General features: G+C 70.1%; 19 protein-coding genes. 7 read left to right on the top strand and 12 right to left on the bottom strand.

Annotation, left to right across the window (positions count from 1 at the left end; genetic code table 11):
- The first annotated feature begins 39 nt into the window (after positions 1-39).
- Positions 40-957 carry an EamA family transporter RarD gene (gene rarD, locus ABH936_RS06850; protein ID WP_006946240.1) on the top strand — a complete coding sequence of 306 codons (918 nt, stop codon included), beginning with the start codon at positions 40-42 and terminating at the stop codon, positions 955-957.
- Positions 958-1,746: 789 nt separating this feature from the next.
- On the opposite strand, the gene ABH936_RS06845 is transcribed toward rarD, so the two are convergent.
- The 6 genes from ABH936_RS06845 to ABH936_RS06820 all read right to left on the bottom strand — a co-directional run bounded on the left by ABH936_RS06845 (position 1,747) and on the right by ABH936_RS06820 (position 8,065).
- Positions 1,747-3,048, bottom strand: coding sequence for a D-arabinono-1,4-lactone oxidase (locus tag ABH936_RS06845; protein WP_144707922.1), 1,302 nt, complete (start codon positions 3,046-3,048; stop codon positions 1,747-1,749).
- Complete coding sequence (locus tag ABH936_RS06840; protein ID WP_144707921.1) at positions 3,041-4,192, bottom strand: alanine racemase; 1,152 nt, start codon at positions 4,190-4,192, stop codon at positions 3,041-3,043. The genes ABH936_RS06845 and ABH936_RS06840 overlap by 8 nt, the downstream gene beginning before the upstream one ends.
- Positions 4,189-4,785, bottom strand: coding sequence for a TetR/AcrR family transcriptional regulator (locus ABH936_RS06835; protein ID WP_062258326.1), 597 nt, complete (start codon positions 4,783-4,785; stop codon positions 4,189-4,191). The genes ABH936_RS06840 and ABH936_RS06835 overlap by 4 nt, the downstream gene beginning before the upstream one ends.
- 148 nt (positions 4,786-4,933) lie before the next feature.
- Positions 4,934-5,962, bottom strand: coding sequence for a polyprenyl synthetase family protein (locus tag ABH936_RS06830; RefSeq protein ID WP_144707920.1), 1,029 nt, complete (start codon positions 5,960-5,962; stop codon positions 4,934-4,936).
- Positions 5,963-5,984: 22 nt separating this feature from the next.
- The gene (locus ABH936_RS06825; protein ID WP_074040971.1) at positions 5,985-7,307 is read right to left on the bottom strand and encodes a geranylgeranyl reductase family protein; all 1,323 of its coding nucleotides are present in this window, start codon (positions 7,305-7,307) and stop codon (positions 5,985-5,987) included.
- Positions 7,304-8,065 (bottom strand): demethylmenaquinone methyltransferase, encoded by a 762-nt coding sequence (locus ABH936_RS06820; RefSeq protein WP_050786552.1) that lies wholly within the window; start codon positions 8,063-8,065, stop codon positions 7,304-7,306. Before ABH936_RS06820 ends, ABH936_RS06825 begins: the two co-directional genes overlap by 4 nt.
- Before the next feature lie 138 nt (positions 8,066-8,203).
- Here ABH936_RS06820 and ABH936_RS06815 point away from each other — a divergent pair, with 138 nt between their 5' ends.
- From ABH936_RS06815 to ABH936_RS06805, 3 genes are all read left to right on the top strand, one after another.
- Positions 8,204-9,490, top strand: a complete 1,287-nt coding sequence (locus ABH936_RS06815) for an isochorismate synthase MenF (protein ID WP_136788547.1) — start codon at positions 8,204-8,206, stop codon at positions 9,488-9,490.
- Positions 9,491-9,676: 186 nt separating this feature from the next.
- Complete coding sequence (locus ABH936_RS06810) at positions 9,677-10,138, top strand: flavodoxin family protein (protein ID WP_062258400.1); 462 nt, start codon at positions 9,677-9,679, stop codon at positions 10,136-10,138.
- Between the two features lie 222 nt (positions 10,139-10,360).
- On the top strand, positions 10,361-10,909 hold the full coding sequence (locus ABH936_RS06805; protein WP_040014814.1) for a hypothetical protein: 549 nt from the start codon (positions 10,361-10,363) through the stop codon (positions 10,907-10,909).
- Positions 10,910-10,931: 22 nt separating this feature from the next.
- On the opposite strand, the gene ABH936_RS06800 is transcribed toward ABH936_RS06805, so the two are convergent.
- From ABH936_RS06800 to menD, 3 genes are all read right to left on the bottom strand, one after another.
- Positions 10,932-11,105, bottom strand: a complete 174-nt coding sequence (locus tag ABH936_RS06800) for a hypothetical protein (protein WP_165584157.1) — start codon at positions 11,103-11,105, stop codon at positions 10,932-10,934.
- Between the two features lie 78 nt (positions 11,106-11,183).
- Entirely contained in the window at positions 11,184-11,366 is a 183-nt protein-coding gene (locus tag ABH936_RS06795; RefSeq protein WP_074040968.1) for a hypothetical protein, read from the bottom strand.
- 121 nt (positions 11,367-11,487) lie between these two features.
- The gene (gene menD, locus ABH936_RS06790) at positions 11,488-13,335 is read right to left on the bottom strand and encodes a 2-succinyl-5-enolpyruvyl-6-hydroxy-3-cyclohexene-1-carboxylic-acid synthase (protein ID WP_241725400.1); all 1,848 of its coding nucleotides are present in this window, start codon (positions 13,333-13,335) and stop codon (positions 11,488-11,490) included.
- On the opposite strand from menD, the gene ABH936_RS06785 reads away from it, so the two are divergent.
- From ABH936_RS06785 to ABH936_RS06775, 3 genes are all read left to right on the top strand, one after another.
- Positions 13,334-14,413: an aldose 1-epimerase family protein gene (locus tag ABH936_RS06785; protein WP_082740911.1), complete on the top strand. Its 1,080-nt coding sequence runs from the start codon at positions 13,334-13,336 to the stop codon at positions 14,411-14,413. The genes menD and ABH936_RS06785 overlap by 2 nt on opposite strands.
- A 272-nt stretch (positions 14,414-14,685) precedes the next feature.
- Complete coding sequence (locus ABH936_RS06780) at positions 14,686-16,947, top strand: helicase-associated domain-containing protein (RefSeq protein WP_260858337.1); 2,262 nt, start codon at positions 14,686-14,688, stop codon at positions 16,945-16,947.
- A complete protein-coding gene (locus tag ABH936_RS06775; RefSeq protein WP_136788549.1) occupies positions 16,944-17,423 on the top strand; it encodes an 8-oxo-dGTP diphosphatase in 480 nt (159 codons plus the stop codon). The genes ABH936_RS06780 and ABH936_RS06775 overlap by 4 nt, the downstream gene beginning before the upstream one ends.
- On the opposite strand, the gene ABH936_RS06770 is transcribed toward ABH936_RS06775, so the two are convergent.
- The 3 genes from ABH936_RS06770 to ABH936_RS06760 form a co-directional block, all read right to left on the bottom strand.
- Entirely contained in the window at positions 17,381-17,914 is a 534-nt protein-coding gene (locus tag ABH936_RS06770; protein ID WP_404602916.1) for an EamA family transporter, read from the bottom strand. The genes ABH936_RS06775 and ABH936_RS06770 overlap by 43 nt on opposite strands.
- Positions 17,832-18,299, bottom strand: coding sequence for an EamA family transporter (locus ABH936_RS06765; protein ID WP_404602915.1), 468 nt, complete (start codon positions 18,297-18,299; stop codon positions 17,832-17,834). The genes ABH936_RS06770 and ABH936_RS06765 overlap by 83 nt, the downstream gene beginning before the upstream one ends.
- Positions 18,300-18,377: 78 nt before the next feature.
- Entirely contained in the window at positions 18,378-20,363 is a 1,986-nt protein-coding gene (locus ABH936_RS06760) for a M13 family metallopeptidase (protein ID WP_404602914.1), read from the bottom strand.
- Between the last annotated feature and the right edge of the window lie 73 nt (positions 20,364-20,436).

Here is a 20,436-nt window from a genome sequence, read left to right as displayed (position 1 = left end):
CCCGCCGGGATCACCCGGCCCGACGACCGATGGAGAAGCGTGGCTGACGAGCAGCGCCAAGGCACGATCTACGGCTTCCTCGCCTACCTGGCGTGGGGTCTGTTTCCGCTGTACTTCCATGCCCTCGAACCGGCGGGCGCGTGGGAGATCCTCAGCCATCGCATCCTGTGGACGCTGCTGCTGTGTCTCGTCCTGCTGGCGATCACCCGCAATCTGGGCTTCCTGGGCGGGTTGTTCAGGGACGCGCGCAGGCTCGGCGCCATCACGATCGCGGCGCTCCTCATCGCCGCGAACTGGACGATCTACGTCGTCGCCGTGACGAGCGGCCACGTCACCGAGGCCGCGCTCGGGTACTTCCTCAACCCTCTCGTGACGGTGATGCTCGGCGTCCTCGTGCTCGGTGAGAAGCTGCGGCGTCTGCAGTGGCTCGCCGTCGCGATCGGTGTCGTCGCGTGCGTCTACCTCGCGATCGACTACGGCAGCCCGCCGTGGATCTCCATCTCCCTCGCGCTGTCGTTCGCCGCATACGGCCTCATGAAGAAGCGCATCGGCGGCCACCTCAGCGCCCTCGAAGGGCTGACAGCGGAGACCGTCGTCCTCGCGCCGTTGGCCGCCGCGCTGCTGCTGTTCGTGCTGCCGTCGAAGGATCTGACGTGGAGCGGGCACGGCGTCTCGCACAGCGTTCTGCTCGCCTTCAGCGGCGTCGCGACGGCCATCCCGCTGCTGCTGTTCGCCGCCGCTGCCCGTCGCATCCCGCTGACGACGATCGGGCTGCTGCAGTTCATGACGCCGATCATGCAGTTGCTGTGCGGCGTGCTCGTACTCGGCGAGCACATCAGTGCCGGACGCTGGGTCGGCTTCGGCCTCGTGTGGCTCGCCCTCGTCGCCCTGACGCTCGACTCGCTGCAGCACGCCACCCGCAGCCGCCGCGCCCGACGCGTCGCAGCCGCCGCCTGAACACGCAGCCACTCGGATCATGGCGCCGACGCGCGCCGGGTCAGCGAGGTCATGCCACGTCAACCGCACGACGATGAAGCCAAGACGCTCAAGACGCAGGTGACGCAGCTTCTCGGCCTGCAGGGCGCGCGGGCTGTCGTACTTGCCGAGCCCGTCGAACTCGATGAGGACACGAGTACTGCAACCCGGAAATCAGCCCGGGCGAAGACGCCGCCCGTCTCGTCGCGAATCGGGTGTTGCGGTTCCAAGGCGATCCCGTAGGTGTGGCACAACCAGCGCAGCCGGCTCTCCCCCGGCGACTCGACCCGGGCGTCCGCGAGATCGACGACGACGCGCGCCATGCTCACCCCCCTTGCGACGGTCATAGAGGGCAAGCACGTCTGGCAGTGCCGTGAGCGTGGCGGCAACACGGCGTCGCGCCAATTCGCGGCGCCACACCGCCGGATTCTCGGACGTCGGCGGCGTCACGATGTGATAGCTGCCGTTGCCGAGCGATTCGAGCCAACCGTCACGGACCCAGCGTCGGACGTGGTCATGCGTCAGCCCATGGGTGGCGAGTTCACTCACGTGCAGATGATGGGGTCCGTGCTGCATTCGCTGCCGCAGCAGCTCGGGTGGCGGATTCACTCTCACACTGTCGCCCATCGAGGGCACGGCGTGCTGGGCGAACGACGTCGCCCTGTGGACAACCAACCACGATCGAGCGAATCGGTGGGATCAAGCACTGCAGCGCTCGATCCCACCGATTTCGCTCGTGTTCGGCCCGGCTCGGCCCCGTGCGCCCAGCCGTCAGGCCCCGAGCACCTGTTCCAGATACGGGTTGGCGAACACCCGCTGCGGGTCGAGACGATCGCGCAGGGCGACGAAGTCGTCGAAACGCGGGTAGACCGAGCGCAGGTAGTCGGCGTCGTAGTCGTGCATCTTGCCCCAGTGAGGGCGCGCGCCGAGTTCGCGGGCGACGTCCCAGAAGTGCGCGAAGTAGGCGCGGTGGTCGGCCTTCACGTATTGGTGGATGGCGATGTAGCAGCTGTCACGCTCGTTGGCCGTCGACATCCAGCGATCGTCACCGGCAGCCCAGCGCACCTCGACGGGGAACGCGACGGGTTCACCGGTGCGCTTCACCCACCGCTGCATCTCGCGCAGGATCGGCTCGGCGGCCTCGAGCGGCACGGCCATCTCCGATTCGCGGAACCGCACCGTCCGCGGCGAGGCGTACACGGCGTGCGAGCGATCCGAGAACTCGCGCGCCGACAGCGTCGAGGCGGAGATGTCGTTGAGGCGCGGCACGAGCGACGGCCGTCGCACCGCGAGCTCGTTGAGCCACCCGAAGACGGTGTTCGACAGGAACTGATCCTCGAGTCGTCCCTTCCAGCGCGGCAGCGGCTTGACCGCCGCGTCACCGCCCCTGCGGACGTTGCGTTTCGTCATCACCTTGTCGGTGTGCGGAAACCAGTAGAACTCGTAGTGGTCGATTTCGGCGAGCGTCGCGTCGAGGCCGGCGAACTCCGCCGTCATCGTCGACGGGCCCTCCGTCGCGGCCAGCGTGAACGCCGGCACGCACTGCATCTCGACCTCGGTGATCACCCCGAGCGCCCCGAGCGTGACGGCGAGTGCCGGCACGAGGTCGGCGTTCTCCCCGCCATCGCTCCAGCGCAGAACGTCGCCGGTGCCCGTCACCATCTCGCCGCCGACGACGGCGCCGCCGAACCCGGTCCAGCCGAGCCCTGTGCCGTGCGTCGACGTCGAGACCGCCCCCGCGATCGTCTGACGGTCGATGTCGCCCATGTTGGGCAGCGCGAGCCCGTGTTCGGCGAGCCGCTCGACGAGGTCGTACAGGTGCGTCCCCGCCTTGATGCGCACTCGGTTCGTCGTCTCGTCGACGACGATGCCGCTCAGCGCATCGAGACGCACCTGGACGTCGACGGGCTCCGCGATCGCCGTGAACGAGTGCCCTGCACCGACCGGTTTGACCCGCCCGCCCGACGCCGCGGCGCGCTGCACGAGCGCAACGACCTCGTCGCGCGATCGCGGCGTGACGACCTCGCGCGGCGTCGCCGTCACGTTGCCGGCCCAGTTGCTCCACTCAGCCAAAGTTCTGCCCTTCTCCCCGATAGGTCGCGACCTCGTCGACGAGGGCGCCGTTCTCGACGACGAGGATCGAGTCGAACCGCTCGCACATCTCCCCCGCCTTGGAGTGGCGGAACCACACGTGGTCGCCGATGCTCAACCCGCGCGCGGACTCTCCGTGCAGCGGCGACTGCACCTCCCCCGCGCCCAGCTGGCCGTAGTACTTGAGCCCGCGCGGATGCACGGGCACCGGCACCCGCGAGCGTGACGGCGGCCCGGAGCCGATGTAGCCGCCCGAATACGTGACGGCGGTCTGCGGGTCGGGTTTGCGCACGACGGGTGAGACGAACCAGCAGGCCGGTTCGGTGCGCAGCGCGCGGTAGCCGTCGAACAGACGCGGCGCGAACAGACCGGAGCCGACGGCGATGTCGCCGAGCACGCCGTCACGCCCGCTGATGTGCGCCGATCCCGTGCCGCCTCCGTTGATGATCTCGAGGTCGGAGTACGCCCGCAGGGCGTCGACGACGGCGCGTCGGCGGCCCTCGATCTCGCGCATCGACGCCCACTTCATGAGGCGGTGACCGGGCGTCGAATCGGGCACGCCCGCGATCTGTGCCTCGTAGAACATGCAGCCGACGAGTTCGACGCCCGGCGTCCGCTCGATGCACTGCGCGAGGCTGACGGCGTCCTCGGGCGTACGCACGTCGGACCGGTGCGCGCCGGCGGTGAACGGACCGACCTTGAACGTCATGTCGACGTCGATGGCCACGCGCAGCACGACCCCCGCCTGCGTGGCGCCGCGCGCGATCATCGCGACGTGCTCGGGCGAGTCGACCATGAGCGTGACGGTGGCGCGTGCGTCCTCGTCGTCGGCGATGGCGCGCATCGCGACGACGTCGGCGCTCGGGTAGGCGACGAGCACATCACGTAGCCCGTGAGACACGAGCCACCGCGCCTCGGCGACCGAATAGGCGAGCAGACCGCTGCAGCCGTCGTGGCGCAGCGCCTCCTCGATGAGCGAGCGCACGCGGATCGACTTCGTCGCGATGCGCAGCGGCACGGGGGCCGCGACGTCGCGTAGCGCCGTCAGGTTGCGCGTGAACGCTGCGCGGTCGAGGACGGCCGTCGGCGCCCCGATCGGCCCCAACGGCGTGTCGAAGACGCTCACGCGGACACTCGGTCGGCGAACAGGCCGGCGAAGGCGTCGAGGACGGCGAGCGCCTTGTCGTCATCACCGTCGGCGAGCCAGGCGAGGGCGACGCCGTCCGTCATGGCGATGACCATGCGCTGGACGACCTCGGTCGGGATGCCGAGGTCGTTCGACCAGCGTGTCTGGAAGGTCTCGACGAAGTCGTGGACGATCGCGTAGTTCGTGGCGAAGATGCGGCGCGCGAGTTCGGGGCCCGAGTCTTCCTGACGCACGAGGTAGGCGACGAGTTCGTAGACGAGTCGCTGCCGGTCCGCCTGCGCACCACTGATCGACCAGTAGTAGCGGAACGCGGCGCGGATGGCGTCGACGGGCGAGACGTCGTCCGGCAACGGCAGTGACGCCGCCTCGATGTCGCGAGTCGCGATCGACTCGACCATGGCTTCGAGCAGCGCCTTTTTGCTGTCGAAGCAGTAGTGGACGGTGCCGAGCGAGACGCCCGCCTCCGTCGCGATACGGCGGACGGTCGTGTTGTCCAGGCCGTCCCGCAGGGCGATCGCGACGGCCGCCTGGATGAGTTGCGCGCGTCGCGTTTCGATGTCTAGCCGAGGCATAACTGCGACTCTAACGCCCCCTCAACTGGACATGTGTCTGGCACCACATTCGACACCCAGATGGTCACCTGCTGAACACCCGGCGTTCACGCCTCGGGACGGAACGCGGTGTCAGCACGTGGTCTCAACGTCCCCGCATCGGCGTCCGTCACGCCGAACGCGTCGCGACGCTCAGCGGAACCTCCTTGAGCGCGTCCTGCACCTCGCCCTCGCCGAGTTCGTCGATGAGAGCGGCGGCTTCGCGCGCTGTCGTCAGCGTGTGCGCGCGGGCCTGCTCCATGGCGGGGTGCGCGCGCAGCAGCTCGAGGGCCTCGGCGTGCTCGGCGTCGTCCGTCAGTGGCCTCGCGAGCAGTGCCTTCAGGCGCGCGTCGGCGGGGTCGCTCGAGGCGTTGACGTAGAACGTCGGCAGCGTCGCGACGCCCTCACGCAGGTCGGTGCCCGGGGTCTTGCCGGACGTTTCGGCCTCGCTCGCGATGTCGAGGATGTCGTCGCTCAGCTGGAAGACGAGCCCGACGAGCTCGCCGTAGCGGCCCAGCACCTCGACGGTGCGCTCGTCGCAGCCGGAGAACATCGCCCCGTACTGCGCGGCGGCGGCGATGAGGACGCCCGTCTTGTCGGCGAGCACCTTGAGGTAGTACTCCATCGGGTCGGCGCCGTCGGGTGTCTGACGCTCGTCCTCGATCTGGCCGGCGCACAGGCGCACGAACGTCCGGGCCTGCAGGATGACGGCCTCCGGGCCGAGGTGGGCGATGAGTTCGGATGCCTTGCCGAAGAGCAGGTCGCCGATGAGGATGGCCGTCGAGTTGCCGTACACCGCGTTGGCGCTCGGCACACCGCGGCGGATGTCGGCCTCGTCCATGACGTCGTCGTGGTACAGCGAGGCGAGGTGCGTCAGCTCGACGCCGGCCGCCGCGTCGACGACCTCGTCGCTGATGCCGGTGCCGAGCATCGAGGTGAGCAACGTCAGCATCGGGCGGAAACGCTTGCCGCCGGCGTCCACGAGGTGGTGGCTGGCCTCACGCACGAGCGGGCTGTCGTGGTCGACGACGACGTCGAGGCGTGCGTTGACGCGCTCCAACCCGTCGACGAGGCGGTCGCTCAGCTCCGCCGAGGCGTCCGGGACGATCGCGGACGCGACCGACTGGGCGCTCGAGGTGCGCGCGGATTCAGCACTCATGGTTCAACTCTTCCTGGGCCGTTCACGCGTTGGGCGCGAGGCGGGTCAGCACGGTGTACAGGCGATCGGTGGCGCTCTTACCGCCCGGGTCGGCGAGGTTCGCCATCACCTTGACGATGATCTTCATCAGGTCCTCGCGCGGCAAACCGTACGTGACGGCGAGCTTCATGATCTGCGGATTACCGATCATCGTGGCGAAGTGGCGTCCGAGCGTGAAGTAGCCGCCGAGGGCCTGCTTCATGACGTCGGGGTAGGTGGCGAGGATGCGTTCGCGGGCGACGTCGCCGCCGTTCTTCGCGGCGCCGAACGCGTCCGCGACGACGCTCGAACCGAGGCGCGCGGCCTCCATCGCGTACGCGATGCCCTCACCGTTGAACGGATTGACCATGCCGCCGGAGTCGCCGACGAGCATGAGGCCGTCGGCGTAGTGCGGGGTGCGGTTGAAGCCCATCGGCAGCGCCGCTCCGCGGATGTCGCCGACCATCGTCGCGTCGCCGAACGTCCACTCGGGCGGCATCGTCGCGACCCAGCGGCGCATGACCTCGCGGTAGTCGGTCTTGCCGAACGCCTTCGAGGTGTTGAGGATGCCGAGGCCGACGTTGCTCGTGCCGTCCCCGACGCCGAAGATCCACCCGTAGCCGGGCAGCAGGATCTTCTCGCCGCGCTCGTTCGTCGACGGTAGTTCGAGCCAGCTCTCGAGGTAGTCGTCGTGCGTGCGCGGGCTCGTGTAATAGGCGCGGACGGCGACGCCCATCGGCCGGTCCTCGCGCTTCTCGCGGCCGACGGCGAGCGCCAGGCGGCTCGAGTTGCCGTCGCAGGCGACGACGAGCGGGGCACGGTACGTCGCCTTCTCGCCGGTGGCACGCCCGTCCCCGCCGAGGAGCTTCGCCTCGACGCCGGCAACGCGGCCGTTCTCGACGATGGGCGCCGTGACGTTGACGCCCTGCAGCAACCGCGCGCCCTGGGCGACGGCGTGCTGGGCGAGGATGTCGTCGAAGTCCTGGCGCGTGCGCACGAGACCGTAGGCGGGGAAGGCTCCCTCGTCGGGCCAGTCGACCTGCAGACGCATGCCACGCCCGACGAGGCGCAGCCCCTTGTTGCGGATCCACCCCTCGCTCTCGGGCGTTGGGATGCCGAGCGCGTCGATCTCCTTGACGGCGCGCGGCGTCAACCCGTCACCACACACCTTCTCGCGCGGGAAACGGGTCTTCTCGAGCAGCAGGACGTCGAGGCCGGCCTGCGCGAGGTACGCGGCCATCGTCGAACCACCCGGGCCGGCACCGACGACGATGACGTCGGCGCTCTCGGTGGCTGCCTGGGGGCTGGTGCTGACGGCGTCGCTCACGCCGCGCCGCCCTTCTTCTTCGCCTGCTGGTTCTTCGACTGCTGGTTCTTCGGCGCATTCTTCGCCGCGGGCTTGACCGCGCGGTGCAGCGCGACGATGCCGCCGGTGAGGTTGCGCCACTCGACGTCGGCCCAGCCTGCCGTCTTGATCTGCTCGGCGAGCTCACGCTGCGCGGGCCAGCTCTGGATCGACTCGGCGAGGTAGACGTAGCTCTCCGGGTTCGAGCTGACGGCGCGCGCGACGGGCGGCAGCGCCTGCATGAGGTACTCGGTGTAGACGCGGCGGAACGGCCCGTTCGTCGGGTGGCTGAACTCGCAGATCAGCAGGCGCCCGCCGGGCTTCGTCACGCGCGCGAACTCGGCGAGCGCGCCCGTGACGTCGACGACGTTGCGCAGGCCGAAGCTCATCGTGACGGCGTCGAACGAGGCATCGGCGAACGGCAGCTTCGTTGCGTCGGCGGCGGTGAATCCGAGGTCGGCGCGGCGCTTCTTGCCCTCGCGCAGCATGCCGAGGCTGAAGTCGGCGGGCACGACGTGGGCGCCCGCGGCGTCGAAGGGCTCCGACGAGGTGCCCGTGCCTGCGGCGATGTCGAGGACGATCTCGCCCGGCTTGGGGTCGAGCGCCGTCAGCACCTGCTTGCGCCAGCGACGGTCCTGGCCGAGGGAGAGCAGGTCGTTCATGATGTCGTAGCGCGCCGCGACGTCGTCGAACATGCGCGCGACATCGCTGGGTCGCTTGTCCAGGCCAGCACGATTCATGGGGCCATTCTCGCACTCGCGCGCGCGTGCCCTCGCGGTCACCTGAATGAGCAGGCGCGCGGGGCGTCATCACGCGTCGCTGACGGCGGCGCCTCGCGCCACCGAGCCGTCCGCGGCACGGGGTTAGGCTGGTGTCTCGTGAGCCTTTCCCCATCGCCCGCCGACGCCGCGCGCACGCCGCACCTGCGGGTGCGCACCCAGGAGCTCGCCGACCCGGGCGATCTCGTCTCGCTCGTTCCGGCGGGCCGCCCGGCCGAGGACGTGATGTCGTGGGTGCGCCGCGGTGAGGGTCTCGTCGCGTGGGGGCGCGCCGCGTCGATCGCGACGAGCGGTGACGAGCGATTCGCCGACGCCGAGTCGTGGTGGGATGCGCTCGTCGCGGCAGCCGACGTCGAGGACGAGGTCGCCCTGCCCGGCAGTGGACTCGTCGCGTTCGGCTCGTTCAGTTTCCGCAACTCCTCCGACGAGGGTTCGGCGCTCGTCGTGCCCGAGATGGTCGTCGGGCGCCGCGGCGGGCGAGCGTGGCTCACGACGATCAACCGCACGAGCGACCGCCTGCCCGACGTCACGCCGGCGCTGGCACCGACGGGCGTCGAGGCCCGTGACGGCGCGCTGACGCCCGCGCAGTGGCGCAGCGCCGTGAGCGACGCCATCGAGATGATCCGCACGGGGCGCATCGAGAAGGTCGTGCTCGCGCGTGACGAGATCCACGTCGCAGACGCCGACATCGACCCACGCTGGCTGCTGACGCGCCTGGCGGCGCGTTACCGCGACACGTGGGCGTTCGCCGTCGATGGTCTCGTCGGCGCGACGCCGGAGCTGCTCGTGCGCTCGGAGAAGGGGCTCGTCACCTCACGCGTCCTCGCCGGGACGATCCGTCGCGCCGGGGCCGGCGCCTCCAGCGAGGAGCAGGATCTGGCGCTCGCCGCGAGCCTCGCGCGCAGTTCGAAGGACCTCGAGGAGCACGAGTATGCCGTCCGCTCCGTCGAGGCGGCGCTGCGGCCGCACTGTTCGTCGATGAACGTGCCCGACGCGCCGTTCGTGCTCAATCTGCCGAACGTGCTGCACCTCGCCACGGACGTCTCCGGCGCGCTCGCCGGGGGTGCGTCGTCGCTGACGCTCGCGGCGTCGCTGCACCCGTCGGCTGCAGTGTGCGGGACGCCGACGAACGAGGCGGCGCTCGTCATCGACGAGCTCGAACACATGGACCGCGGACGCTATGCCGGGCCCGTCGGCTGGATCGACGCCGCCGGCGACGGCGAGTGGGGCATCGCGCTGCGCAGCGGCCAGATCGACATCGAGAACCCCTGCCGCATCAGGCTGTTCGCCGGGTGCGGCATCGTCGCCGGGTCCGATCCGGTGAGCGAGGTCGCCGAATCCGTCGCCAAGCTCTCACCCATGCGCGAGGCGTTGCGCGACGACTGACGCGCGAGGAGGGCAGGTTTGGCGACGTCGCTCCGGTTCTTGTGTGCGTTCGGAGCTGCGATCGCGCCATGCCGACTTTCAGCCCTCACGGTGCGAGTTGATGGCCACAACCCTGCCATGCGGTACTTCAGCTCCGCGCGGGACGGCTGGTTCCACGCTCGGCGGCCGGGCGGTAGCGTCGATCAGATGAAGCGTCTTCTCGTCATCAGCCACGCACCGACCCTGGCCACGGTGTCCCTGCGCGATGCAGTGATCGCGGGGGCGAGCGACCCGGAGTTCTTCGACGGACTCGTCGAGGTCGTCGCGATCGAAGCGCTGGAGGCGACCGACCCGCGGGCCTACCTCGACGCCGATGCGTATGTGTTCGGCACACCGGTCAACTTCGGCTACCTCTCCGGCGCACTCAAGCACAGTTTTGACTCGACGTACGGCGCGCTGCAGGGGCACGTCCGCAGGCGCCCGTTCAGCTACTGGGTGCACGGGCGCAGCGACGCGACGGGCGCGCGCCGCGCTCTCGACGCCATCACGACGGGCCTCGAACTGCGCCTCGTCGCCGAGCCCTTCGAACGTCTCGGCGACGTGGGTGATGACGACCTCGCCGCTGCCCGCGAGTTCGGAGCCACCGTCGCGGCACACCTGTTGGACTGAGCATCCACCTCGCCGTCTGCGCTGGGCTGGTGAACTCACATGGGCTGGTGCATTCAAGCGCGTGACCATGCCGGCGCGGCGCCGGGCCACTCGGTCGTGACGCGCGACAACCGGCACCCGCCAGAGGGCAGCCCCGATCGCCCCGGAAGCGCCCGCGGTGGGCGGCGCAACACATAGGGTGAGGCGGCAGTCACCGCGCGGTGACGCGGAGAGGCCCCACCGATGTCAGCGTTCCGTCCCCGACAGGGCGAGTCCAAGCCTGCGCGCACCTGGACGGCCATCGTCGTCGCGTTGGGTACCGCCCTGGCCCTCGTCGCGGCCTTCGGCGGGCCGAAGGACGTGCGCCGCACCGATGGAGGCAACGTCGCCTTCGCGATCGGGGCCTGCGGCGCGTCCGAACCGAAGGCCTTCCCGAGCGGTGTCATCGCCAACACGGATCGGCACACGGCCCGAATCATCGCCATCACGCCGAGCGCTGGATCGTCGCGTGTCGACGTGCGCGATTTCGCCGTCATCGACGCGGGGCCTGCCGAAGGCAGCCTCGATCCCGAGACGCCCATGAGCGTCGGGTTTGCGTCACTTCCCGCCGTCGCGCACCCACACGAAATCTTGCCCGGGCATCAGGCGATCATCGAGGTTCGCGTGACCTCGAGTGGTCGCCCGTCCCACCTGACCGGCTACGACATCACAGTGGCGAACGGCCCCGCCACGCACGTGGTGCATGACGAGGCCGACGTGACCTTCACCGGGGCCTGCTCGGCCCCCGCGTGAGGCGTGATTCAGACGATGCGGTTCAGACGGCGTGGTCCGTCGGCGTTCCCGGGTCGTTGCTGACGATGGTGCGCGTGGGGTCACCTTCGTCGATCGAACCAGCCTTGTCGGTTGCGTTCTGAGCCGTCTCTCCAGTCCTATCGGACGCGCCGCTCAGGCGCGCCTTGAGCTGCTCGATGAAGTCGGACAGTGCCATGCTCGTCATCTCCTCGTGTCGTCGTCTCGCGCATCATGCCCGGGCGCCCGCAACCTCGCGGGCGGCCGGGCAGCGCGATCAGTTCTCCTGCAGTTTGTCACTGTCGAGGCCGGAGTGCGGGACGTTGTCCTCGTCCACCGTGTCGGCCTCGCCGCCGGCGTCGGGGGTGTCGATGTTGGAGGCGTCCTGCTCGCTCAGACGCTCACCGTCGTTGTCGCCGTCCTCGGGCATCTCGAACACTGCGTCGGTCGCAACCGTCATGTCGTCTCTCCTTCATCGTGTGGTGCGCCACCATGTGGGCTGCGGCGCCCGGGCGGGCGTCGCCTCCTGCCACTCTTGCCGAGATGACGCGGGCGCGCACCATACCTGAGGGTGGGGTGCGTCATCGACGTTCGTAGCGCGCGTCCATCTCACCGGCGTCGGCGACGGCGTCGATGGCGGCCGCGAAAAGGTCGTGGCGCGCCTGACGCTCGAGGTGACGCTCGATGCGCACCTCGATGACGTTCAGCCCGGGCGCCGGGTCGCTGACGCGCTCGATGAGTTCGTCACGCGACCCGATGAGCGAATACCCGACACCGCGGGCCTCGCACACGAGCGCGAGGTCGGCGTTCGTCGGCGTGCCGAAGACGCGCTCGAAGTGCTCGGCGAGTTCGCTGCGCCCCTGCTCGAGCGTGCCGAAGATGCCGCCGCCGTCGTCGTTGATGACGACGATCGTCAGGTCGGGGCGCGGCTCGCCGGGGCCGATGAGCAGGCCGTTGCTGTCGTGCAGGAACGTCAGGTCGCCCATGAGTGCGAAACTCGGGCCGTCGTGCGACAGCGCGATGCCGACGGCGGTCGAGACCACCCCGTCGATGCCCGACAACCCGCGGTTCGCGACGGAGCAGACCTGACGCGCGATGCGCTGCGGGTTGCGACCGAGATCGAGGTCGCGCGCCGTGTTCGACGACCCGATGAGCAGCGCCGACCCGGCCGGCACATGCTGCACGAGCGTCGACGTCGCGGCCAGGCCGGACGGCCACGACCGCGCGACGAGCGGCCCGATGCGCTGCGCGAGACGCTGCCCTGCGATGCGCCAACTGCTCGACCACCGACGGTCCGCGCACGCCGCGACGAGTTCGTGCGAGCGCGCGATGGCGGCCCACTCGTGCACGCGCTGCACGACGTGCGACGGGTCGGCCCACGACGTCGAGGCCGTGATGACCTCGACGGTCACCTCGGGGTGACGCAGCAGCTTCGCGACGTCGCGCGAGAGCGTCATGCGTCCGGCGACGAGAACACGCTCGGGCAGGTGCTCGTCGAGCCAGTCGTGGGCGGCGAGGATGAGCGAACCGTGCGGCATGGCGCGCCCGCGGTGGTAATCGCCGAACGGCTCGGCGATGACGGGCCAGCCCGCCGCGTCGGCGAGTTCGGCGACCTCGGCGGCCAGCTTCGGATCGGGCAGATCACCGAGCAGGACGAGCGTACGCGGCACCGGTGCGATGCCCGGGCCGGGCGCGACGGTGACCGTCGATGCCGGAGCACGCAACTGCATCCAGGGGCGCCCGCGATCCCGCCCCTCGAGGCTTTCGGGCCACACGGGTGCCGTCGCTGGGGGGGCGTCATCAGCCCGGCCTTCCTCATCGGACGTCGCGCTCGTGTCCCTCGCCACGATCGCCCCCGCGCCCGCAACGGCTCCGGCCATCGCGAGGTCGGCGACGTCGGGCGTCAGCGGCTCGCGGAACGGCAGGTTGAGGTGGACCGGCCCGACGTCGCCCGTCGGGACGCCCGTCGCGTGGGCGAACGCGCGACCGACGACCGAGCGCCACACCGTGTTCTGCCCAGCGCGCTCGCTCGGCGTCGCGAACTCGTGGAACCACCGCGTCGCGGAGCCGAAGATCTTGACCTGATCGGTCGTCTGGTTGGCGCCCGTGTCGCGCAGTTCTGCGGGGCGGTCGGCGCTCATGATGATGAGCGGCACCTGCGCGTGATGTGCTTCGAGGACGGCAGGGTGAAGGTTTGCGACGGCCGTGCCGCTCGTCGTGATGACGGGCACCGGGTTGCGCGAGATCTTCGCGAGACCGAGGGCGAGGAACCCGGCCGAACGTTCGTCGACGCGCACGTGCAGACGTAGCCGTCCAGCCTTGTCGGCCGCGGCCACCGCGTACGCGAGCGGCGCCGAACGCGAACCGGGCGAGAGCACCACGTCCTTGACGCCGAGCCGCACGAGTTCGTCGATGATCACGCTTGCCATGGCAGTCGAAGGATTCACGCTCACCATCTTGGCGCATGGCGCCGACAACCCCAACGACGCGCCCGTTCCCTACGCTGTGGGCGTGACGAACGACGAGCAGCCCACCCTTCCCAGCGGCACGCAGTGGCACATCAGGGCGTCCGGGTACGAGGCGACGATCGTCGAGGTCGGCGGCGGGTTGCGGACGCTGCGCCACGACGGCGAGGACATCGTCCATGGATACGCCGAGGACACCATGGCCGACGCGGCCCGCGGGCACGTCCTCGCGCCGTGGCCGAACCGCATCGCAGGCGGGCGCTACGCGTTCGACGGCGACACGTACCTGCTGCCGCTGACCGAACCGGAGCACGCCAACGCCGCCCACGGGCTGGTGCGCTGGCAACCGTGGCAGCTCGTGGAGCACGCGACGCATCGCGTCACCGTCGGCGTCACGCTGCACCCGCAGCCGGGATGGGCGTGGACGGTGCGATTCGAGATGACGTACGTGCTCGGCCCCGACGGCCTGACGATCACGCCGCGCGCCACGAACCTCTCCAACACGCCATGCCCGTTCGGGTTCGGCATGCACCCCTATCTGACGGCAGGTGAGAGCTCACTCGACGACGTGACGCTGACCGCCCCTCTAGACGAAGCCCTTACCGTCGACGAGCGGCTCATCCCGGTGGGGCGTGGACCAGCCTCGATCGACTTCACCGAAAGCGCATCATTGCGCGGCGTCACCCTCGATACGTGCTTCACCGGTATCGGAGCCCGCCCGGGCAGCGGAATGCCCTCGCGGCCTGCAGACGCGGCGCCACGGGCTGACGGAGCCGCGTCGTCGAGCAACGACGCCGCACGCTGGGAGGTCAGCGTCAGCACGTCGTCGCGGGTGACGACGTTGTGGGCCGATGCGCGCGAGTTCGGCTACGTGCAGCTGTTCACGGGCGACGGGTTGCCGGAGCCGAAGAACCGACGCTCGGGCTTGGCCGTGGAGCCGATGACGTGCCCCGCCAATGCGTTCAACACGGGCGAGGGCCTCATGGTGCTGCACCCCGGCCGAACATGGACAGCCTCCTTCGGCATCTCCTCACGCCACTGATCCTCACGACCCCGACCCTCAAAACACTGGCCCCACCCGTCCCCATCCGCGATCCACATCGGCGATTCCTGTCCACCTTCGCGATCCACGTCCACATCCGCGATTCCTGTCCGCATGTGCGAATTTCGCTCATATTCAGCAGGCCGTCATACCGCGCACTCGAGCCCCCGCCCACCCAGCCGACGTCCATGGTGCGCTCTGCCGTCTCGCCACAGACGTCTTCACCGGATGTCGAGGTGCCCCCGGCCGCGCCGCCGACTACCGTGGTGCGGGTGCCCAGAGCCGCGCGCAGTTTTGCCGATGATCTGAGGGCCCGCAGCGACGACGAGCTCGCGGCCCTCCTGCTCGCGCGCCCCGACCTCACGCGACCGGCGCCGGCGGACATCACTTCCCTCGCGGCTCGCGCCGCGACGCGCGCCAGCGTCCAGCGTGCGCTCGAACATCTCGACGGCGGCGCGCTGCGCCTCGTCGAAGCCCTCCTCGTCGTCGGTGCTGACGGCGCCGCGGCCGCGCTCGGCGCGTCGAAGAAGGCCGTCGAACAGGGGATCCGGGAGCTCTGGGCGAAGGCGCTCGTCTGGCGCGCTTCCGACGGCTGGCGAACGGCTCGCGCGGTCGGTGAGATCCTCACGCACCCAGCAGGATTGGGACGTTCGGCCGCCGAGCTGGTGACACATCCGAGCACCCTCGCGCTCTCGCCCACGACCACCCCCGACGAGGTCGCCGACGCCGAAGCACGTCTCACCGATCGCGCGCGCGCCGTCATCGAGCAACTGCGCTGGGGCAGCGCCCGCGCCTCGTTCACGACGCCCGCCCTGCGCGCCGTCCGTGACGAACTCGTCCGCGCCGGGCTCATGGTCGCCCTCGACGGTGACGACGCCGTCATCCCGCGCGAGGTGGGCCTCGCCCTGCGCGGCGGCCGGCTGTCGCGCGAACCGTGGGCGCCGCCACAACCCGAGCCACGTCACGTCGACCAGGCCGACGCCGACACGGCTGCCGCCGGGGAGGTGCTCGATCTGCTGTGGCGACTCGACGACGTCGCCGCCGCCTGGGATGAGGAGGCGCCGCGTGTCCTGCGCACCGGTGGTCTGTCCGTCCGCGATCACCGTCGTCTCGCCGCGAGGCTCGATGCGTCGAGCGAACTGACCGCCTTCGTCCTCGAGATCGGCCACGCCGCAGGCCTGTTCGCCTCCGACGGAGAGATCGACGCGACGTGGCGACCGACCGATCTGTACGACGAATGGACGACCTGGAGCCCGGCGCGACGCTGGACGGCCCTCGCTCTGGCGTGGCGTGACACCGTCCGCGCCCCCGGCCTCGCGGGTCAGAGCGTCGACGGGACGCTCGTCAACGTCCTCGGCAAGGACGCCGCGTGGCCGCTCATGCGGGCCCGCCGCCGGGACGTGCTCGACGTCCTCGCCGCCCTCCCGGCGGGCAGCGCCCCCACGATCGACGGCGTCGAAGCGCTGCTGCGTTGGCGCCGACCGCTCCGCCTGCCTGCCGGGGCGCCCACCCACGCTGATGTCGTCCTGCGCGAAGCGGCATGGCTCGGCGTCCTCGGCCGGGGCGCGCTCACCAGCGCCGGGCGTGCGCTGCTCGCGGCCGACCCGTCGTCCGCCGCGGATGTCGAGGCCGTGACGACCGCCATGTCGACCGCGCTCCCGGAGCCGGTCGATCAGGTCATGCTCCAGGGCGACCTCACCGCCGTCGCGCCCGGCCCGCTGGCGGAAGAGGCCGCCACGTTCATGCGTCGCGCCGCCGACGTCGAATCCCGCGGTGGTGCAACGGTTTTCCGCTTCAGCGACGCGAGTCTGCGTCGCCTGCTCGACCACGGGGTCTCCTCGGCGGAGGCGCTCGAGTTGCTGCGTCGCCACAGCATGACGCCGATCCCGCAGGCTCTCGAATACCTGCTCGGCGACGTCGCGCGCCGCCACGGCCACGTGCGCGTCGGCTCGGTCAGTTCGTACGTGCGCAGCGATGACGAGGCCGCCCTCGACGCGCTCGTCGCCGACACGGGTCTCGCGTCGCTGCAGCTGCGCCGCATCGCACCCACCGTCTGCGTCTCCCCGATGCCTGCGGCGACGCTGCTCGACGTCCTGCGCGAGCATCGTCACGCGCCTGTCGCCGAGACCTCCGATGGCGGGGTCGTCGTGCGCGCCGCCACCGTCGAGCGCGCCCCGACGCCGTCGCGCCGCACCACCCCCGTCCAGGTGCACACGCTCGACGCCGGTGAGGCCGAGCAGCTGGCCGGCCGTCTACGGGCCGCCGAGAAGGACGCCGTCCGTCCGAGCGAGCACGACGCGCACACGCGCATTCCGTCCTGTGATCCGACGGTGACGTTGGCGCTGCTGCAGGACGCGGCCGCCGAGAGCGTTCCCGTGTGGATCGGCTACGTGGAGGCCGGCGGCGACATCAAGCGCGGCTTGTTCCGCCCCGCGAGCGTGACAGGCGGGCGCGTCACGGGCCAGCTGGGCGACGCCTCGCCAGTGACGCGGACGTTCTCGATCCACCGCATCACGGGCGTGGCGTCGGCGTGACGTCCGCGACGCCCCTCGAGACCTGCCTCGTCCTTGTCACCCGTACGAGCGACGGGGCGGACGAGGTGCTGCTCGGGCGAAAGCTGCGCGGCTTCGGTCGTAGCCGCGTCGTCGCCCCCGGCGGAAAGATCGACGCCGGTGAGAGCGCGCAGGAGGCGGCCGCCCGCGAGCTCGAGGAAGAGACGGGTCTGCGCGCGCAGACGCTCGCGCCAGCCGGCGTCCTCGACTTTCGCTTTTCCCACGACGACCTGACCCAAGACATGCGGGCGCATGTGTTCATTGCGTCCGATGCCCTCGGCGCGGTGCAGGATTCAGACGAGATCGCCGGCCGGTGGGTGCGTCAGGACGAGATTCCGTACGTCGAGATGTGGCCGGATGCGCGCCACTGGATGCCCCGCGCGCTCGCGGGCACCCTGCAGCACGCCCTGTTCGTCTACGGCGCGGACGGCGTCACGCTCGAGCGCTTCGAGCTCTGACGGCTGGCGCCCAGCCGCGTCAGCGCGCGCGGGCCGAGCACGATGACGACCACGCCAACGAGCAGGAGCGCGCCGCCGACGAACGCGGCAGCGTTGGGGCGTTCGCCGAGGAAGACCCAGCCGGCGAGGAAGCCGACGACGGGGACGAGCAGCGTGAACGGGGCGACGTTCGATGCCGGATAGATGCCCATGAGCCCGTTCCAGATCGTGTAGCCAACGAGGCTCGCAAGGATGACGGTGTACGCCGTCGACGCGATCGCCGCGCCGCCGAAGTGCGTGAGCGCGTCACCGACAGCGCCCGGGCCGTCGACGAGCAGCGACAACACCAGCATAGGCAGCGGGACGAACAGGCTGCCCCACACCGTCAAACCGAGGCCTGACGCTCCCGCGCAGCGTCGCGAGGCGACGTTACCGGCACCCCAGCTCAGCGCTCCCGCGAGACACAGCAGGACGCCGACGAGCGGTGTCGCCCCCGAGCGTCCGAGGGCCACGACGACGAGCCCACCCACGGCGATGCCCATGCCCATGAGTGGGATGGGTCGCCGCCGCTCCCCCCAGGATGGCCGCGGCGATGACGACGGTGAACAGCGCCTGAGCCTGCAGGATCAGCGAGGCCAGCCCGGAGGCCAGACCCGCTGCCATCGCCGAGTACAGAAACCCGAACTGCCCGGCCGACATGAGCAGCCCGACGAGTGCGAGGTCGCGCCACGCGACCTGCGGGCGCGGCACGAACGCCATGATCGGCAGGATGCACGCGAACCGGATCGCCACGAACAGCAGCGGCGGCATGCCGGCCAGCCCTTCGTGGATGACGACGAAGTTGAGCCCCCAGATGAGAACGACGAGCAGCGCGAGCGCGATGTGGCGTGGGGTCATGAGCCCAATCCCACCGCACCGCGCCCGCGGCCGGAAGAACGATCCGTCTGGTGGCCGTTCAGGGCCTCGGAAGGTGCCTCAGAAGATGCGCACGCGCTCGTCCTCGTCGACCCACATGCCGTCGCCGGCCCTGACGTCGAACGCCTCGACGAACTCGGTGAGGTTGCGGGCTGCGTTGGCGCGCACGTCCATCGGCGAGTGCGGGTCGGTGGCGAGCAGACGCTTCGCCTCGGCCTCGCGAGCGGTGCCGCTCCACACCTGAGCCCAGCCGAGGAAGAAGCGCTGCGCGCCCGTGAAACCGTCGAGCTCCGGTGCCGGAGCGTCCTCGCAGGCGATCGTGTACGCCTTGTACCCGATCGTCAGTCCGCCGAGGTCGCCGATGTTCTCACCGACCGTCAGGCCACCGTTCACCTTGAGGCCGGGGGCGTCGCGCGTCTCGAGCTCGGAGAACTGCGCGATGAGCTTGGCCGACAGGGCGTCGAAGCGCTCGCGGTCGCCTTCGGTCCACCAGTCGACGAGTTCACCGTCTCCGTTGAAGCGCGAGCCCTGGTCGTCGAAGCCGTGGCCGAGTTCGTGTCCGATGACGGCGCCGATGCCGCCGTAGTTGACGGCGTCGTCCGCGTCGACGTCGAAGAACGGCGGCTGCAGGATGGCGGCCGGGAAGACGATCTCGTTCATCATCGGGTGGTAGTAGGCGTTGACCGTCTGCGGGCTCATGAGCCACTCGTTGCGGTCGATGGGCTGCCCGATCTTGGCCAGCTGGTAGTCGGTCTCGAATGACGCGGAACGCTTGATGTTGCCGACGAGGTCGTCGGCGACGATCTGCAGGTCGGAGTAGTCGCGCCACTCGTCGGGGTATCCGATCTTGGGCGTGAACGCGTCGAGCTTCTCGAGCGCCTTGACCTGCGTCTCGGGGCTCATCCACGTCGATTCGCGGAAACTGCGACGGAACGCCTCGACGAGGTTGCCGACGAGTTCCTGCATCCGCCCCTTCGCCTCCGGCGGGAAGTGACGCTCGACGTACAGCTTGCCGGCCTCCTCGCCGAGGACGCCCTCGACGAGGCCGACGCCGCGCTTCCAGCGCTCACGCAGCTGCGGCGTGCCCGACAGGGTGCGGCCGGCGAAGTCGAAGCGCTCCTCGACCACGGCGTCGCCGAGGTAGTTCGCGAAGGAGGTGACGAGGTGCCACGTCATCCATGCCTTCCAATCCTCGAGCGGACGGGTGGCGAACAGTTCCGCGAGCCCCTCGAGGTAGCTCGGCTCCCCGACGACGACGTTCGCGAACGCGCCGTCCGGCACGACCTGGCCCTCCATCCACGCGTCGAGATCGAACGCGCCGAGCACGTCGCGCAGCTCGTCGAGCGTGTAGCGGTTGTAGGTCTTGATGGCGTCGCGCGTCGAGACGTTGTCCCAGTGGTGCTTCGCGAGGTCGACCTCGAGGGCGTAAGCGCGGTCGGCGACGGCCTCCGGCGTGGAGACACCCGCGAGTTCGAGCAGCCGCACCATGTGCTCCTGGTAGGCGGCGCGGATCTCGGCGTACTGCGCCTCGCGGTAGTAGGCCTCGTCGGGCAGCCCGAGGCCGCTCTGGCCGATGTAGACGATGTACTCGTCGCTGTTCTTCGCGTCGGCGCTGACGTAGAAACCGAACAGACCGCCCATGCCGTAGCGCTCGAGGTGGCCGAGGAGCATGAGCAGATCGTGCTCGCTCGTCAGCCCGTCGATGGCGGCGAGATCCTCCGCGATCGGCGAGACGCCGAGACGGTTGATGCGCTCGGTGTCCATGAACGAGCGGTACAGGTCGCCGACCTTCTGCGTGGCCGGGCCGAAGCCCTCGGGCGGGTTGCCGTTCTCGGCGTCCTCCGCCTTCTGCGCGGCCTCCTCGATGATGACGCGCATCGCCGCCTCACTCTTCTCACGAAGGCGGTCGAACGCGCCGTAGCGCGACTTGTCGTCGGGGATGGGGTGCTCGCGAACCCACGTGTTGTTGACGTAGGCGAACAGGTCGTCCTGGGGGCGGACGGACGCGTCGAACGTGTCGACGTCGAGGCCGGACTTGCGGGTCATGCGAACACCTCAGATTTCGTGGAGGTCGAGGACTTCTCAGCTGATGTCCATCCAAACACCTCGCACCGACAAC

It is taken from the genome of Dermacoccus sp. GAS27A (assembly GCF_044909235.1).
Taxonomy (GTDB): Bacteria; Actinomycetota; Actinomycetes; order Actinomycetales; family Dermatophilaceae; genus Dermacoccus; species Dermacoccus nishinomiyaensis.
The sequence above is the reverse complement of the archived record's forward strand: the minus strand, read 5'-3'. Positions and strand labels throughout refer to the sequence as shown.

Coding starts and splice junctions, on each gene's coding strand:
- menD (WP_241725400.1), bottom strand. CDS start 13,335: ATGGCAAGCGTGATCATCGACGAACTCGTGCGGCTCGGCGTCAAGGAC.
- ABH936_RS06820 (WP_050786552.1), bottom strand. CDS start 8,065: ATGAATCGTGCTGGCCTGGACAAGCGACCCAGCGATGTCGCGCGCATG.
- ABH936_RS06760 (WP_404602914.1), bottom strand. CDS start 20,363: ATGACCCGCAAGTCCGGCCTCGACGTCGACACGTTCGACGCGTCCGTC.
- ABH936_RS06765 (WP_404602915.1), bottom strand. CDS start 18,299: ATGACCCCACGCCACATCGCGCTCGCGCTGCTCGTCGTTCTCATCTGG.
- ABH936_RS06785 (WP_082740911.1), top strand. CDS start 13,334: ATGGCAGTCGAAGGATTCACGCTCACCATCTTGGCGCATGGCGCCGAC.
- ABH936_RS06835 (WP_062258326.1), bottom strand. CDS start 4,785: ATGCCTCGGCTAGACATCGAAACGCGACGCGCGCAACTCATCCAGGCG.
- ABH936_RS06805 (WP_040014814.1), top strand. CDS start 10,361: ATGTCAGCGTTCCGTCCCCGACAGGGCGAGTCCAAGCCTGCGCGCACC.
- ABH936_RS06800 (WP_165584157.1), bottom strand. CDS start 11,105: ATGGCACTGTCCGACTTCATCGAGCAGCTCAAGGCGCGCCTGAGCGGC.
- ABH936_RS06810 (WP_062258400.1), top strand. CDS start 9,677: ATGAAGCGTCTTCTCGTCATCAGCCACGCACCGACCCTGGCCACGGTG.
- ABH936_RS06795 (WP_074040968.1), bottom strand. CDS start 11,366: ATGACGGTTGCGACCGACGCAGTGTTCGAGATGCCCGAGGACGGCGAC.
- ABH936_RS06830 (WP_144707920.1), bottom strand. CDS start 5,962: ATGAGTGCTGAATCCGCGCGCACCTCGAGCGCCCAGTCGGTCGCGTCC.